The organism is Pseudomonas sp. NPDC087336, from assembly GCF_044744285.1.
GTDB lineage: Bacteria > Pseudomonadota > Gammaproteobacteria > Pseudomonadales > Pseudomonadaceae > Aquipseudomonas.
In genome coordinates, this window is record NZ_JBIUYA010000012.1 from 117,701 (window position 1) to 133,561 (window position 15,861).

Genomic DNA, 15,861 nt, shown 5'->3' on the forward strand with positions numbered 1-15,861 from the left:
ATTTATGTCTGGTCTGATTCTGGAAAACGTCGAGAAACACTACGGCTCGGCCTGCGCGGTAAAGGATGTGAACCTGCATTTGCCCGAGGGCAAGCTGGTGTGTTTCCTCGGGCCTTCGGGTTGCGGCAAAACCACTTTGCTGCGGATGATCGCGGGACTTGAAACCCTGACCGGCGGCGAGATTCGCCTGGACGGTGAGGACATCGGCCAAACGCCTGCGCACCTGCGCAATTTCGGCATGGTGTTCCAATCCCTGGCGCTGTTCCCGCACATGACCGTGGGCGAGAACATCGCTTATCCACTGAAACTGCGCGGGGTCAGCAAGGCTGATCAGCAGGCGCGAGTGGTGGAGTTGCTGGAGTTGATCCAGCTGCAACCGATGATCGATCGGCCGGTGGCGAAACTCTCCGGTGGCCAGCGTCAGCGCGTGGCGATTGCCCGGGCGATTGCCAATCACCCGAAAATCCTGTTGCTCGACGAACCGCTGTCGGCGCTGGACGCCAAGCTGCGTGAATCGATGCAGGTGGAAATCCGTCAGCTGCAAAAGCGCCTGAACATCACCACGATCATGGTGACCCACGACCAGCGCGAGGCCATGACCATGGCCGATATCGTCGTCGTGTTGGGCGAACATAAGGTGCAGCAGGTGGGTACGCCCATCGAGATCTACCGCCACCCGGCCAACGAGTTCGTCGCGGACTTCATCGGCTCGGGCAATATCTTCCCGGCCACGGCGCTGGGCAACGGCAAGGTCAGCCTGCCGGGCGGCGATGCGCTGCAAGTACCGATCTGCAGCAGCATTGTGGTCGGTGAGAAAGTGAAGATGCTGATTCGCCCGGAAGACCTGCAACTGTCGGCACCGCAGGCCACGGCGGGTAACCGCTTGCTGGGCAAGGTGACGTTCGTGCGCGATATCGGCGCGACCATCGAGACGACGGTTGAGTGTTCCGGGGTGTCGTTTACGGCGTTGAGCACGCCGTGTCAGGGGATTGGCTTGAGCGTTGGGCATCCGGTGTCGGTGACATTGCCAGCTGAGGCTTGCCGGGTACTCGGCGCCTGACAGGCCCCCTTCGCTGGCAAGCCAGCTCCTACAGGTTACAGCGATCCCTTGTAGGAGCTGGCTGGCCAGCGAAGGGGCCGGTCACGGCACCGCGAATGCCGGATCAAACCGACAACCGCAACCGCGCCAGATCCCGCAACGGCGGCGCCCCGAACAACCGGCTGTATTCCCGGCTGAATTGCGAGGGGCTTTCATAACCCACCCGATACCCCGCCGCCGAAGCTTCCAGCCCTTCGGCCAACATCAGGCGTCGCGCCTCCTGCAGGCGCAGCTGCTTCTGATACTGCAACGGACTCATCGCCGTCATCGCCTTGAAGCGGTGATGCAGGGTCGACACACTCAGGTTCACTTCCTTTGCCAGATCGTCGATGCGCAGCGGTTGCTCGAAATTACCATTGAGCCACTTGATCGCCTGGCTGATGCGATGACTCTGGCTGTTGGCAATGGCGATTTCATACAGCCGGTGCCCCTGTTTGCTGCGTAACAACCGGTAGAGAATTTCCCGGCGAACCAGCGGCGCGAGCATGGCGATGTCTTTCGGTGTGTCGAGCAATCGCGCCAGGCGCAGCACGGCGTCGAGCATGGCGCTGTCGAGTTGTTCGACATACAGGCCGCGGCCGGTCGGCCGGGTGGGTACGCCGAGGGGGCCGGCGTCGGCGATCAGCGCGGTGATTTCCGTCGGGTCGATATCCAGTCGCACCGCGAGGATCGGTTCTTCGGCCGAGACATTCACCACCCGCCCACTGAGCGGCATCGAAACCGAGACCACCAGGTAATTCAGCGGGTCGTAATTGAAGAATTCGTCGGCCAGCCGAACTTCCTTGCGACCCTGGGCCATGATGCACAGCGCCGGTTGTGCAAGCACCGGCGCGAACTCGTGGTTCTGGCTGTGGCGCGACATGAACAGCGAGCCGACAGCGGTGGCATAAGTGCCATCTTCAGCGGTGTTGCGACGGATGATCGCCGCCAGCTCCGCGCGTTGCTTTTCCATGTCGGTGTCAAGCGGGGCTTGAAATTGATCGAACGACGACATGCAAGGCATCCTCGGCAAGGCATGGGTGATGGGCAGAGCATAAGTTTGTGCAAGCAGCAGCGGTAGACACATCCTGCCTGATGCTTGCCTGATTCTGCACGGGGTTGTTCCCTTGCATGAACAAGGCAGGGCGCAGAAGGGAAAAATTGCTTGAAACTCGTATCGCGGAACCCTGACAGTGTTTTACACATTGTTACGGGCAGCCCGCCAATACTCGCAGGATTGTGCAACACGCCGGCAGGAATCGACTAACGATACAGGCACAGTGGCCTTTAACCTTGGATCCTGTCGCAGCCCGTCCCAGGCTGCCACGCGACTCCCCGGGAGGGTTGAACATGTCAAAGCAGATCCCCGTCAGTCATATGGCCTTTGTTCGGGCGCGCCCTGGGCGTTCTCAAGAGCTGGGTGTGCGCCTGAGCGCGCTGATCGAGCCGTCCCGCGCAGCGAAAGGCTGCCTGAGCTTTGCCTTGCAGCATTCGCAATGCGATCCGCAGTTGTGGCTGGTGTCCGGTTTTTGGGCCAGCCAGCAGGCCATGACCGCGTACTTCAGCACGCCGGCCATGGAGGTTTTTGCCGAACTGGTGCAGGAGCTGGTGGTCGACAGCCTGGATTTTCACACCTTCAAGGAGGTGTCGGCGGCACAGGCGTTGCGTCAGTCCGGGTCGGCGGTACACAAACTGGCCGGTTGAGGGTTTAATGGCAGCATTCTCAACCAGCCAGGATGCGCGACATGGCACGCAAAGCCTTTGAAACCTTTGAAGCAGTATCAGCCGTAGTCCCCCGCGAAGGTGGGTATTACGCGGCAATCGCCACCAAAGCCATTGGTGGTTCGGGAGCGCCTCGTTTCAACAAACTGCTGGAAGAGCAGACCTTCAAGACCGCCAAGGAAGCAGATGAAGCCGCTGCCTTGCAATTGACCCACCTCAAAGGTGTCGGCGAAGACGGCGAATTGATCTGGTAATTACTTCACCGCCCCTGGGCGATACATCTTGAACAACGCCTCAGGCCCCAGCTGGAAATAATCCGCCGGCCCGCCGCCGCGCAGAATCGGTTCTGCCGCGGCGGTGTCGTACACCCCATCCTTCAACAGCCACTTGGCGATATGCACGGCGACCACTTCGCCGAGAATCAGCCAGCTCGGCACCACATTTCCGTCCGCCCGCTGCAGCTGAATGATCTGGGTGACCTTGCATTCGAATGACACCGGGCTTTCGGCAACCCGTGGCACCGCGATGACTTTCGAGGCGACCGGTGTCAGTCCGGACAATTCGAACTCGTTGACCTGCGGACCGACAGCGGCGCAGCTCTGGTTCATCTGCTTGGCCAATGGCCGGGTGGCCAGGTTCCAGGCGAATTCACCAGTTTGTTCAATGTTGTTCAGGCTGTCTTTGCGCCCGATGCTGGAAAAACCAATGATCGGCGGAATGTAGTTGAAGGCGTTGAAAAAGCTGTAGGGCGCCAGGTTCAAGTGGCCTTCGGCATCCTGTGAAGAAATCCAGCCAATGGGACGCGGACCGACGATTGCGTTGAACGGATCGTGGGGCAGGCCGTGGCCGTTGGCAGGTTCGTAGTAGTGGATGTCGTCGGGCATGGCCGGTCTTCCTGAAGGCTTGAATCGAAGGAGCGCCATAGTGCTAGTGTGCGTCGTTGATTTCCAGTCGGATGAGGTCCCGGAGCTAGTGGCATTGAAATTCCTGTCTTCCAGAAATGACTAAGCCCGGCCGAAGCCGGGCTGTTGTGCCGCTGTTGAGGATTAGCTGACGGAAGCACCGCCAGTACGGTCATAGCCATCTGCGGCGACTGTAGCGGAGCCTGTACGGTCATAGCCGTCTGCTGCAACAGCGGAGCCAGTACGGTCGTAACCGTCGGCGGCGAAGGTGTTGGCAGCCAGTACGGACAGGGCGATGGCGAGGAACAGTTTGGTTTTCATCTTCATTTCTCCAGGTACTTTGGCGTTTTGTCTCTTGGGCATGGGTTTCATGCTACGCCAATTAAACTGATTTAAAAGCGCAAAATAATGCTAAAAACAATCGATTAAGTAGATGTTAACGCTATCAGATGTTTTCGCTTTCAAGGTTTGAGCAAGCGCGTCACAGCTGGTCGATTGGGCAGGTTCAGAATGGGAGACGAGCATTAACTCGTGATTAATCCCGTCCAACGCAAACAAAAAAGGGGCAGATCCCGACGATCTGCCCCTTTTGCTGTAACGCGCCTGGACTTAGTCCGTGACGATCCGCGAGTGCTTTCGGGTGTCTTTCATGGTGATGTACACCAGCAACGACACGGCGATGCACGCGGTGACATACCAGTAGTAACCGGTTTCCATGCCAATGCTCTTGAACCACAGCGCGATGTATTCAGCGGTGCCGCCGAAGATCGACACGGTCAGGGCATACGGCAGGCCTACGCCCAGGGCGCGGATTTCGGTCGGGAACAGCTCGGCTTTTACCACCGCGTTGATCGAGGTGTAGCCGCTGACGATGATCAGCGCCGCCATGATCAGGAAGAACGCGCCCCACCAGGTCGTGATGGTGTGCAGGGTGGTGAGGATCGGCACGGTGAAAATCGTACCCAGTACGCCGAAGGCGATCAGGATCGGACGCCGGCCGATCTTGTCCGACAGGCCACCGATGATCGGTTGCAGACACATGAACAGGAACAGCGTGGCGGCAGAGATGGTGGTGGAGTCGGAAATGCTCATGCCGACGGTGTTCACCAGGTATTTCTGCATGTAGGTGGTGTAGGTGTAGAACGCCAGGGTGCCGCCCATGGTCAGGCCGACCACGGTCAACAGCTCTTTCGGATGGCGCATCAAGGTGCGCATCGCGCTTTCCTTGGCCTTTTCCTTCTTGGTGAAGGACTCGGTTTCTTCCATGCCGCGACGCAGGTACAGCGCGACCACGGCACACAGCGCGCCAATGGCGAACGGGATGCGCCAGCCCCAGGCGTACAGCTCTTCGGTGGTCAGTACGTTTTGCAGGATGATCAGTACGGCCAGGGCGATGAGCTGACCGGATATCAGGGTCACGTACTGGAAGCTGGAGTAGAAACCACGACGTTCCTTGGTCGCCATCTCGCTGAGGTAAGTGGCGGAGGTGCCGTATTCGCCACCGACCGACAGGCCTTGCAGCAAGCGGGCGAACACCAGCAGGATCGGCGCACCGATACCGATGATTTCATAGCCCGGGCTCAGGGCGATCAGCAGCGAGCCGAAGCACATCAGGTAAACCGAGGCCATCAGCGCCTTCTTGCGTCCGACTTTGTCGGCGTACAGGCCCATCAGCCAACCCCCGATCGGGCGCATCAGGAAGCCCACGGCGAAGATCGCAGCGGTGTTCAGCAGTTGTGCGGTGGTGTCGCCTTTGGGGAAGAAGGTCTTGGCGAAATAGAGAGAGAAAGCGGCGTAGACGTACCAGTCATACCACTCGACCATGTTGCCGACAGAGCCGCTGAAAATCGATTTGATGCGGCTGGAGGTGGTTCGTTCTTTTGTCGGCGCGGCAACCGACCCACGGGGCAGGGTATTGGAGTTATCCATTGAAGGATCCTTCGTTTAATTATTTTTTGTGGAGCGCGAATAAACGCAGCCTGCGGGGGCTATAGCAGGAGCTGTGCCAAGAGGGAGAGGGCCGGTTTAGAGGGGGGTTGAGGTTTGAGTAAGCGGAAATCCGCTTATTCTGAAGAAGGCGTGAGCGAAAAACCGCCTAATAGTTCCTGGGGTTCCGATCGTTCCCACGCGGAGCGTGGGAACGATCATTCACCGAGGAACATCTCGCGGTTCAACCCATGCCGCTGCATCTTTTCATTGAACGTGCGGCGCGGCAGTTGCAGTTCTTCGAGCACCGCTTTCACATCGCCTTTGTGCCGGGTCAACGCAGCGCGCAGGCACTGCGCCTCAAAAGCTTCCTGCTGCGCTGCCAGTGACTGACCCGGCTCGATGCCCGCCGGTACAGGCTCGCCAAGGCCCAACACCTGGCGCTCGGCCACGTTCGCCAGTTCGCGCACATTGCCTGGCCAGTCGTGGCTCAACAGATGGCTCAACTGCGGCCCGCTCAACGGTGCAAAGGTGCGCCCCAAACGCTCGGCGGCACTCTGGGCAAAGGCCTCGTATAACAACGGAATGTCTTCGCGCCGGTCGCGCAACGGTGGCAGGCGCAATTCGGCGACGTTCAAGCGGTAAGCCAGGTCTTCGCGAAAACGTCCGGCCCGTGCTTCGTCGAGCAGGTCCGGCTTGGTCGCGGCGATGATGCGCAGATCTACACGAATACTCTGGTTCGAGCCCAGGCGCTCAAGCTTCTGCTCCTGCAACACCCGCAGCAATTTCACCTGCTGCGCCAGGGGCATGCTTTCGATTTCATCGAGAAACAGCGTGCCGCCATCGGCATATTCGAGCTTGCCGATACGCTTGCCCTGGGCGCCGGTGAACGCGCCGCTTTCGTGGCCGAACAGCTCGGCCTCGAACAGCTGTTCGGGAATGGCCGCGCAGTTCAAGGCGACAAACGGTTTATCGGCGCGCGGCCCGAAATCGTGCAGGCAGCGGGCAACCAGCTCCTTGCCACTGCCGGTTTCACCGCGGATCAATACGTTGACCGGCAACGCCGCCAGGTCCAGAACCTGTCGACGCAGCGTTTGCAAGCCCCGGGATACCCCCAGCAGCGTCGCGTCGAGTTTGGCGCGGTTGTCGGCCTGCTCGTGCAAGGCGCGGTTTTCCAACACCAACCGGCGCTTGTCCAGCGCGCGGCGCAGGCTGCCAAGCAGGGTCTGCGGGCTGAAGGGTTTTTCGAGGAAGTCGTAGGCGCCATCGCGCATCGCATCGACGGCCATTGGCACGTCGCCGTGGCCAGTCAGCAGAATCACCGGTAAGTCGGTATCGCGGCGCTGGACTTCGGCCAGCAGTTCCAGCCCGGACATGCCGGGCATGCGCACGTCGCTGAGGATCACGCCGGGGTAATGCGCGGGCAGTTGCGCCAGGCATTCATCGGCGCGGCTGAACAGTTGCACCTGGAAACCCGACAGGCTCAGCCATTGTTCGACGGCGCTGCGGATGCTGCTTTCGTCGTCGACCACCATCACTGAATTGAGCATGTGCCAGGAGCCTCCGCGATAGGCAAGGTGAGTGTGAACACCGCGCCGTTGTCGTGATTATCGGCGCTCAGGCGTCCGCCCGATTCGTGAACGATGGCAAAGGATACGGCCAGACCGATGCCCAGGCCATCGCCCACCGGTTTGGTGGTGAAAAAGGGATCGAAGACCTTCGACAGGTTTTCTTCGGCGATGCCTGCGCCGTTGTCGATGACGCTCAGGCGCCACAGTTGTTCGTCGGCTTCGAGGCGGATTTCCAGGCGTTTGCAGGGTTTATCCTGCATCGCATCCAGGGCGTTGCGCAGCAGATTGATCAGCACCTGTTCCAGACGAATCGCATCGCCGCGTACCCACGCCGGGCGCGTCAGGTGCAACACGGTGCTGACCTGTTCGTCGCGCAGGCGAGTGTCGAGCAGCTCAAGCGATTGGTCCACCACCGCCGCCAGGTCCAGGCGTTCGCGCAGGCCGCTGGGGCTTTTGCGGGCGAAGGTTTTCAGGTGGCCGGTGAGGGCGGCCATGCGCGTCAGCATGTCATCCACAGGTTTGAGTGCCTTGTAGGCGTCGTCGACCCGGCCGTGTTCGAGCAACAGGCGCAAGGTCGCCAGTTGCATGCGCTGGGCGGTCAGCGGTTGATTGATTTCATGGGCCAGCGCCGCCGACATCTGGCCGAGGGCCGCGAGCTTGGCCGATTGCACCAGGCCGTCCTGGGCAGTGCGCAGGTCTCGGGTGCGCTCTTGCACCAGCTGTTCGAGTTCTTCGCGACTGCGCTGGCGCATTTTCGCCAGGCGCCAGCGCTGGTTGAGGAACAGCAGCAGGAACACCAGCGTCAGCCACAGGCCTGCCGCGGCGAGGGCGGCGTTGCGACTGTCCTCGAACGCCACTTGCGGACGACGCAGCAGGTGCAGCGTCCAGCCCTCGGCGGTCAAAGGCAGGGATTCCCACAGGTAATCCGTTTTGCCGTCCGGCCCGTCGACCCGCGCCAGTTCGCTGTTGTCGTCGAATCGGCGCAGCGATTGATAGTCGAGCAGCGTCAGCGGCTGCTTGTCGTATTGGCGGGTGGCCATGAGTTCGGCGTGATCGCTGTCGCTCAGCGGTTTCAATTGGCGATAGCGCCAGCCCGGCTGATTGGCGATGAAGATGATGCCGCGTGCATCGCTGACCAGCAGCGTGTCGCTGCCTTGACGCCATTCGCGCTCCAGCTCGGGAAACTCGAGCTTCACCACCATGGCGCCGAGAAACTGCCCGTCGTCATTGGTCACGGCGCTGGACAGGAAGTAACCCGGTATCCCGCTGGTCACGCCCACGGCATAAAAACGCCCGGTGCCCTGGGTTCGGGTCTGATTGAAGTAGGGGCGAAAACCGTAGTTATGACCGACGTAACTGCTGGGCAAACGCCAGTTGCTTGCCGCAACGGCCAGGCCAGTACGATCGAGCAGTTCCAGGGTCGAGGACTCGGCGGCGCCGTTGATCTTTTCCAGCTTGCGGTTAAGCAGCTCCTGTTGTTCGGGGCTTACCGGGCCTTTGAGTGCGTCACGCAATTGAGGGTCCAGCGCCAGCACCGAGGGCAGGGCGCGGTAGCGTTCGATCAAGGTATGCAGCGACGTGGCGTACAGCGCCAATTGCTGATTGGCACGGGCCGCGTCTTCAACCAGGGATTGGCGTACGGTGTGGCGCATGGCCAGGGTGGCAGCAATGGCGGCACCGGCGATGATCAGCACGGTGTACAGCGCCAGGCGCAGGGATCGGGAAGTCGGCAGCATGCAGTGGACAACAGGTGAAAATGAGGGGGAGCACCATACCATGTGAACGGCAGTCATCTCTCGCCCGAACCCATGCGCTGGCGCGGGTTTTACCGTGATGGTCGATTGCAGGCGTTTCAGCTTGTTACCAGCCAAAAAAAACCGGCCTGTCGTTGCCGACCGGCCGGTTTTTTCAGGAGGGTTCAGTGCAATTTATTGCACTTCTACCGCCAGGCTTTCACTGATCTTTTGCTGCCAGATGGCAGGACCGGTGATGTGTACTGACTCACCCTTGCTATCCACCGCAACGGTTACCGGCATGTCTTTCACGTCGAACTCGTAGATCGCTTCCATGCCCAGTTCGGCGAAAGCAACAACGCGAGACTTCTTGATCGCTTGCGCCACCAGGTAAGCCGCGCCGCCCACTGCCATCAGGTAAACGGCCTTGTGGTCCTTGATCGCGTCGATCGCGGTCGGGCCACGCTCGGATTTGCCGATCATGCCCAGCAAGCCGGTTTGCTCGAGGATCTGACGGGTGAACTTGTCCATCCGCGTTGCGGTAGTAGGACCGGCAGGGCCAACCACTTCTTCGCGAACCGGATCGACCGGGCCGACGTAGTAGATGAAGCGACCTTTGAGGTCCACCGGCAGGGTTTCACCCTTGTTCAGCATCTCGACCATGCGCTTGTGCGCAGCGTCGCGACCGGTGAGCATCTTGCCGTTGAGCAGGACGGTTTCGCCCGGCTTCCAGCTCTGCACTTCTTCCGGGGTCAGGGTGTCGAGGTTGACGCGACGAGCCGACGGACCGGCTTCCCAGACGATTTCCGGGTAGGCGTCCAATGGTGGCGCTTCCAGGGAGGCCGGGCCGGAACCGTCGAGCACGAAGTGCGCGTGACGGGTGGCGGCGCAGTTCGGGATCATGCACACCGGCAGGGAGGCGGCGTGGGTCGGGTAATCCATGATCTTCACGTCGAGCACGGTGGTCAGGCCACCGAGGCCCTGGGCGCCGATGCCCAGTTGGTTGACCTTCTCGAACAGCTCCAGGCGCATTTCTTCGATGCGGTTCTGCGGGCCGCGGGCCTTCAGCTCGTGAATGTCGATGGATTCCATCAACACTTCCTTGGCCATTACCGCGGCTTTCTCGGCGGTGCCGCCGATGCCGATGCCGAGCATGCCCGGTGGGCACCAGCCGGCGCCCATGGTCGGAACGGTCTTGAGCACCCAGTCGACGATCGAGTCGGACGGGTTGAGCATGGCCATTTTCGACTTGTTCTCGGAACCGCCGCCCTTGGCCGCCACGTCCACTTCCACGGTGTTACCCGGAACGATGGAGTAGTGGATAACGGCCGGGGTGTTGTCCTTGGTGTTCTTGCGAGCACCCGCCGGGTCGGCGAGGATCGAAGCGCGCAGGACGTTTTCCGGCAGGTTGTAGGCGCGACGTACGCCCTCGTTGATCATGTCGTCCAGGCCCATGGTGGCGCCATCCCAACGTACGTCCATGCCTACACGCACGAACACGGTGACGATGCCGGTGTCCTGGCAGATCGGGCGGTGGCCGGTAGCGCACATCCGCGAGTTGATCAGGATTTGCGCCATCGAATCGCGAGCTGCCGGCGATTCTTCACGCAGATAGGCCTCGTGCATCGCCTGGATGAAATCCACGGGGTGGTAATAGGAAATGAATTGCAGGGCGTCGGCAACGCTCTGAATCAGGTCGTCTTGCTTGATCACGGTCATGAGTCGCGCTCCTCTAAAAGACGGGAACATTCAATAAGGTGCTTGCAGCTTGGGTGCATCGGTCGGTTGCAAGCACCTTTCAAGGCACGCCGGGCATGCTGGCGCGACGCTAAAAAGGCGCGGCAGTATACCGTGCCTCGCAAGCGGACACACCCGCCGGCGGTCAAACCTTGGTCTGATAGTCGTATCCGGTCTCCGTAGGAGCTGCCGCAGTGGAATTGTGTCACCCCAAAATTGAATGGTTATTTATCGGCCGCACCACTAAAGTGACATTCGGTCTGTAGAGTAGGACGCTCTGTCAGCCTTCTTTCATAGGGTGAGTCAACGATTGACCCATAACGCCATCCAGCGCCTGTTGCTCAAACGTTTTGGCCTCGCAGCCGGCACTTACGCCCTGGCTCTGCTACTGCTGTGGCTGGCGTTTTTTACCGGCCATTACGATGTACCGCTGACCGATGTCGCCGTCGGCAGCGCGCTGGTGGTCATCAGCCAGGCGGCGTTGTTCGCGGTGTTCTACAGCGGCTGCAACCTGCGTTTCACCGACCCCAGCCTGACAGAGCCGCAAGTGCTGCTGGGGCTGGGCTGGCAAACCTGGCTGATTGCCAATCTGGATGAGGCTCGCGGCGCGTTTCTGGTGTTCTACGTGCTGATTCTGCTGTTCGGGCTGTTTCATCTGTCGCGCCGTGCCTTTGCGCGGTGCGCGTTGCTGGTTTTTTTCAGTTTCAGCGCGATCACGCTGTGGGAGGGCTACCACTTCCAGCTGGCCGATCCGGCGCTGGCCGTGTTGCAGGTGTGCGTACTGTTTATCGTGCTGGTCTGGCTGGAGTTGTACGCCCGTTATGTCCAGGCCTCGCGCCTGCGCATGCGTCAGCGCCGCTTCGCCTTGCAGGCGCACCAGGACACGTTGCGCGGGATGATGCGCCAGCTCGAGGACCTGGTGGCCACCGACGAATTGACCGGACTGTTCAATCGCCGGCATTTCCTGCGCCTGGCTTCGCGCGAACTCAAGGCCATGGACGCCAGCGTCGTGCATGGCTTGGCGCTGATCGACCTCGACCACTTCAAGCGCATCAACGACGTGCACGGCCATGCGGCGGGCGATCAGGTGTTGCAGGCATTTGCCGGCGTGGCGTCGGCCTGCCTGCGCGACGGTGATGTCCTGGCGCGCTACGGCGGAGAAGAGTTCGTGGTGTTGCTGCCTGATTGCGATGCCGAGCGATTGACGGCTTGTTGCGAGCGGCTGCGCCTCGCCTTTATCGATGTCGAGCTGATCGGCTTGAAGGTCGGCAGTCTCAGCCTGTCCGCCGGTATGACCCTGTTGTTACCGGGCGATGATCTTGACGAGGCCTTGCAGCGGGCCGACCAGGCGCTTTATCGGGCCAAGCGTGACGGCCGCAACCGGTGCGCGGCGGCATGGGAGAACGTCGATGCCTGAGTTGCGCGTAGGCGATCGCCAATGGTCAGTGGCCACTGGCAGTAATCTGCTGGATGCCCTGAATCAGAACGGTGTGTCGGTGCCTTACAGCTGTCGTGCCGGCAGTTGCCATGCGTGCCTGGTGCAGTGCGTGCAAGGGCTTCCGAGCGACAGCCGGCCCGATGCCTTGAGCGCAGAACAGCGCCAACAAGGCTGGCGCCTGGCCTGCCAGTGTCAGGTGGTCGAGGACTTGCAGGTGCACACCTTCGACCCGCAACAGGACGGTCGCCCGGCCGAGGTCACGGCGACCGATTGGCTGAGCCCCAGCGTGTTGCGTTTGCGCCTGACGGCGCAGCGGCCATTGCGCTACAGCGCCGGCCAGCATCTGGTGCTATGGGCGGGCAATGTGGCACGGCCGTATTCCCTCGCCAGCCTGCCGGAAGAGGACCGCTTTCTTGAGTTTCACCTCGATTGTCGCCAGTCTGGGGAATTTTGCGACGCAGCCCGTCAGCTAAGTATCGGCGACCCGATCCGCCTAGGCGAGTTGCGTGGCGGCGCGTTGCACTACGACCGGGACTGGCACGACCGCCCGCTGTGGCTGATGGCCGCCGGCACTGGGCTGGGGCCATTGTTTGGCGTGTTGCGCGAAGCGTTGCGTCAGGATCATCGGGGCGCTATTCGCGTCATTCACCTGGCCCACGACGCCAATGAGCATTATCTGGCCAAACCCCTGCAAGCCATGGCGGCCAGCCGCCCGAACCTCAGTATCGAACTCTGGACCCCGGCCGAGTTGCCAGCGGCTTTGGCGCAGCTGCGGCTGGCTTCGCGGCAAACCCTGGCCTTGGTCTGCGGAGCCCCTGACAGCGTCGACGCCTTTGCACGGCGTTTGTACCTGGCGGGACTGCCGCGTAATCAATTGCTGGCTGATGTGTTCCTGCCCCGTGGTTGAGTGAATCATTTGTGCACGAAATGCAATGGGTGCTCTCTTCTTTGTATACCCCCAACTTCTGCAGGGATTGCAGGCAATGACTATCTGGAGCCAGAAGTGTTGAAGATACTGTCATAAATGGCAGTACTGTCCATGCTATCAGGTAGCCTCGAAATCATGAATTTTGGTCATAAAAAATGCCCCCCAACGTTAACTGGGGGGCATTTTTATTGGCGAAGGTCTCAGACCATCGGGTCGCCAACGTGCAGGATCTTCATGCCGTTGGTGCCACCGGTGGTGTGGTAGCTGTCGCCCTTGGTCAGGATGACCCAGTCGCCTTTCTCCACGACGCCGCGCTTGACCAGCTCGTCGATCGCCTTCTGGCTGACTTCGTTCGGTGCCAGCGAGGCCGGATCGAACGGAATGGTGTACACGCCACGGAACATTGCCGCGCGAGCCTGGGCTTCACGGTGCGGAGTGAACGCGTAAATCGGTACCGAGGAACGGATGCGCGACATGATCAGCGGGGTGTAGCCGCTTTCGGTCAGGGCGATGATCGCTTTTACGCCAGGGAAGTGGTTGGCGGTGTACATGGTCGCCAGTGCAATGCTCTCGTCGCAGCGCTGGAACTCTTTACCGATGCGGTGGCTGGAGGTCTTGCTGGTCGGGTGCTTTTCAGCGCCGATGCAGATACGCGCCATTGCTTGCACGGCTTCCAGCGGATACAGGCCGGCGGCACTTTCGGCCGAGAGCATCACGGCGTCGGTGTAGTCGAGCACGGCGTTGGCTACGTCGGACACTTCGGCGCGGGTTGGCATCGGGTTCTGGATCATCGACTCCATCATCTGGGTCGCCACGATCACGGCCTTGTTGTGGCGGCGTGCGTGCAGAATGATCTTCTTCTGGATACCCACCAGTTCGGCGTCGCCGATTTCCACACCCAAGTCACCACGGGCCACCATCACGGCGTCGGAGGCATTGATCAGGCCATCGAGGGTTTCGTCGTCGGCCACGGCTTCGGCACGTTCGATTTTCGCCACCAGCCAGGCGGTACCGCCGGCTTCGTCGCGCAGTTGACGGGCGTATTCCATGTCGGCGGCGTCGCGCGGGAAGGACACGGCGAGGTAGTCGACCTGCATTTCGGCAGCGAGCTTGATGTCGGCCTTGTCTTTCTCGGTCAGGGCCGGTGCCGTCAGGCCACCACCGCGACGGTTGATGCCTTTATGGTCCGACAGCGGGCCGCCAATGGTCACGGTGCAGTTCAGTTCGGTGGCGGTGGCGGTATCGACGCGCATCACCACACGGCCGTCATCGAGCAGCAGCTCGTCGCCTACACCGCAGTCCTTGACCAGGTCCGGGTAGTCGATGCCGACCACTTGCTGGTTGCCTTCGGTCAGGGGATGGCTGGTGGAGAAGGTGAATTGATCACCGATCTTCAGCTCGATCTTCTTGTTGGCGAATTTGGCGATACGGATTTTCGGGCCTTGCAGGTCACCCAGCAGGGCGACGAAGCGACCGTGCTTGGCAGCCAAGTCACGCACCAGCTTAGCGCGAGCCTTGTGCTCGTCGGGGGTGCCGTGGGAGAAGTTCAGGCGGGCGACGTCCAGGCCAGCCAGGATCAGCTGTTCGAGAACTTCCGGCGAGTTACTGGCCGGGCCAAGGGTGGCGACGATTTTGGTACGACGGACGGACATGCAAAGACTCCTGAGTTCAAGCGCTGAGTGAGGCTACTATGCTCTTGGGGTGTAGTCATTGTTCATGTGCACTACTTATTCGTTTGTTTATTGAACCGAACACTTTTGGTTACCGGCCGCCTGAAGATTTTCACCCACGGGTCGATACAGAGCTCAAGTCAGGAGAACTCCCATGCGATTCGTGCTCATAGCCGTCCTTGCCCTCAGTGTAGTGGGCTGCACCCGTTGGTCGATGAACCACCATTTGAACCTGGCCTACAGCGCCTATGATCGTGGCAATTGCGAGCAGGTGACGCTCGAGCTGTCCAAAGTGGAACGCGCCAGCCGCGCGCGGCCTTATGTGTGGCCGGAAGTGTCGATGCTGCGCGGTTTGTGCCTGGAACGGCAGAAACTGTTTGTCGATGCGGCGCAGACCTACCAGTTCATCCTCGCTTCCTATCCGCAAAGCGAATATGCCTACCGCGCCCAGGCCCGCCTGGAAACCTTGCAAGCGCTGGGTCACTACCCGCTACGCAGTTCGGCTGCGGCGCGCCCCACCCGCTTCTGATTACGTTTCTCATTCAATGGCTGGCTCACCCGTGACGGTGAGCTATAGTCGAATGAAGCGGTTTAGAGCTTTGCCTCCAAACCGACGTAACACCTGTGATCGGCAGGAGTAAGCGGCAGCGTTTCATGGACTGCCGCACCAGGATCGGGGAGAGCGGCCCATGCCTGATTCAACAAGAGGCAGGCCCGTTCCGAAGCATTAGTGCGGCCCTGCTTAAGGGCCTGTCATAGCGAATTCAGCATGTTCACTGACCGCCGGATCGAGCGGCATCAACTGCCGTATTTTCTGAAAGTGTTCAACCGCATTACCGACAAACCCATTGGCTACCTGGGCAACGTCTCCGAAGACGGGCTGATGCTCATCAGTCAGCTGCCCATGATGATCGGCGCGGATTTCGATTTGCGCCTGAAAATCCCCGGGAGCGGCGGGTGCATGCAGGTCATCGACCTGCGGGCGTGTTGCCTGTGGTGCCATGAAGACGCAACCCCTCATTTCTATGACGCCGGGTTCAGCCTGCAACGGGCGCCGCCGGAGTATGGACAACTGGTGGAGGCGTTGAGGCAATACTTCAGCTTTCAGCCGTTGCCGGCTTCGGCTTGATGCAGCAGTCATCGCGCTTGGAGGGGG

Annotated in this window: 15 protein-coding genes; 7 read left to right on the forward strand and 8 right to left on the reverse strand. The window is 60.6% G+C overall.

Annotation, left to right across the window (positions count from 1 at the left end):
* The first annotated feature begins 4 nt into the window (after window positions 1-4).
* Window positions 5-1,060 (forward strand): ABC transporter ATP-binding protein, encoded by a 1,056-nt coding sequence (locus ACIO0C_RS14390; protein ID WP_401313028.1) that lies wholly within the window; start codon window positions 5-7, stop codon window positions 1,058-1,060.
* A 103-nt stretch (window positions 1,061-1,163) separates the two neighbouring features.
* Here the strand turns inward: ACIO0C_RS14390 and ACIO0C_RS14395 are convergent, their stop codons facing one another.
* Window positions 1,164-2,093: an AraC family transcriptional regulator N-terminal domain-containing protein gene (locus ACIO0C_RS14395; RefSeq protein ID WP_401313031.1), complete on the reverse strand. Its 930-nt coding sequence runs from the start codon at window positions 2,091-2,093 to the stop codon at window positions 1,164-1,166.
* 335 nt (window positions 2,094-2,428) lie between these two features.
* Here ACIO0C_RS14395 and ACIO0C_RS14400 point away from each other — a divergent pair, with 335 nt between their 5' ends.
* Both ACIO0C_RS14400 and ACIO0C_RS14405 read left to right on the forward strand, forming a co-directional pair.
* Window positions 2,429-2,782 carry a putative quinol monooxygenase gene (locus ACIO0C_RS14400; protein WP_401313034.1) on the forward strand — a complete coding sequence of 118 codons (354 nt, stop codon included), beginning with the start codon at window positions 2,429-2,431 and terminating at the stop codon, window positions 2,780-2,782.
* Window positions 2,783-2,823: 41 nt separating this feature from the next.
* On the forward strand, window positions 2,824-3,054 hold the full coding sequence (locus ACIO0C_RS14405; protein WP_214378306.1) for a hypothetical protein: 231 nt from the start codon (window positions 2,824-2,826) through the stop codon (window positions 3,052-3,054).
* Here ACIO0C_RS14405 and ACIO0C_RS14410 read toward each other — a convergent pair whose 3' ends face one another.
* From ACIO0C_RS14410 to ACIO0C_RS14435, 6 genes are all read right to left on the reverse strand, one after another.
* Window positions 3,055-3,684, reverse strand: a complete 630-nt coding sequence (locus ACIO0C_RS14410; RefSeq protein ID WP_401313037.1) for a flavin reductase family protein — start codon at window positions 3,682-3,684, stop codon at window positions 3,055-3,057.
* A gap of 162 nt (window positions 3,685-3,846) precedes the next feature.
* Window positions 3,847-4,023 carry a hypothetical protein gene (locus tag ACIO0C_RS14415; protein ID WP_401313040.1) on the reverse strand — a complete coding sequence of 59 codons (177 nt, stop codon included), beginning with the start codon at window positions 4,021-4,023 and terminating at the stop codon, window positions 3,847-3,849.
* Between the two features lie 288 nt (window positions 4,024-4,311).
* Window positions 4,312-5,631: an MFS transporter gene (locus ACIO0C_RS14420; RefSeq protein ID WP_401313043.1), complete on the reverse strand. Its 1,320-nt coding sequence runs from the start codon at window positions 5,629-5,631 to the stop codon at window positions 4,312-4,314.
* Window positions 5,632-5,846: 215 nt separating this feature from the next.
* Complete coding sequence (locus ACIO0C_RS14425; protein ID WP_401313046.1) at window positions 5,847-7,178, reverse strand: sigma-54-dependent transcriptional regulator; 1,332 nt, start codon at window positions 7,176-7,178, stop codon at window positions 5,847-5,849.
* Complete coding sequence (locus ACIO0C_RS14430; RefSeq protein ID WP_401313049.1) at window positions 7,163-8,935, reverse strand: ATP-binding protein; 1,773 nt, start codon at window positions 8,933-8,935, stop codon at window positions 7,163-7,165. The genes ACIO0C_RS14425 and ACIO0C_RS14430 overlap by 16 nt, the downstream gene beginning before the upstream one ends.
* Before the next feature lie 192 nt (window positions 8,936-9,127).
* Window positions 9,128-10,651: a fumarate hydratase gene (locus tag ACIO0C_RS14435; protein ID WP_008061943.1), complete on the reverse strand. Its 1,524-nt coding sequence runs from the start codon at window positions 10,649-10,651 to the stop codon at window positions 9,128-9,130.
* Between the two features lie 328 nt (window positions 10,652-10,979).
* On the opposite strand from ACIO0C_RS14435, the gene ACIO0C_RS14440 reads away from it, so the two are divergent.
* Window positions 10,980-12,086 (forward strand): GGDEF domain-containing protein, encoded by a 1,107-nt coding sequence (locus tag ACIO0C_RS14440; RefSeq protein ID WP_401313053.1) that lies wholly within the window; start codon window positions 10,980-10,982, stop codon window positions 12,084-12,086.
* Window positions 12,079-13,014, forward strand: coding sequence for an iron-sulfur-binding ferredoxin reductase (locus ACIO0C_RS14445; protein WP_401313055.1), 936 nt, complete (start codon window positions 12,079-12,081; stop codon window positions 13,012-13,014). The genes ACIO0C_RS14440 and ACIO0C_RS14445 overlap by 8 nt, the downstream gene beginning before the upstream one ends.
* Window positions 13,015-13,235: 221 nt before the next feature.
* On the opposite strand, the gene pyk is transcribed toward ACIO0C_RS14445, so the two are convergent.
* A complete protein-coding gene (gene pyk, locus ACIO0C_RS14450) occupies window positions 13,236-14,687 on the reverse strand; it encodes a pyruvate kinase (RefSeq protein WP_008058696.1) in 1,452 nt (483 codons plus the stop codon).
* A gap of 172 nt (window positions 14,688-14,859) precedes the next feature.
* On the opposite strand from pyk, the gene ACIO0C_RS14455 reads away from it, so the two are divergent.
* Together ACIO0C_RS14455 and ACIO0C_RS14460 are read left to right on the forward strand one after the other, a co-directional pair.
* On the forward strand, window positions 14,860-15,234 hold the full coding sequence (locus ACIO0C_RS14455) for a tol-pal system YbgF family protein (RefSeq protein WP_401313058.1): 375 nt from the start codon (window positions 14,860-14,862) through the stop codon (window positions 15,232-15,234).
* A gap of 240 nt (window positions 15,235-15,474) precedes the next feature.
* Window positions 15,475-15,834 (forward strand): PilZ domain-containing protein, encoded by a 360-nt coding sequence (locus ACIO0C_RS14460; protein WP_401313061.1) that lies wholly within the window; start codon window positions 15,475-15,477, stop codon window positions 15,832-15,834.
* Window positions 15,835-15,861: the final 27 nt, after the last annotated feature.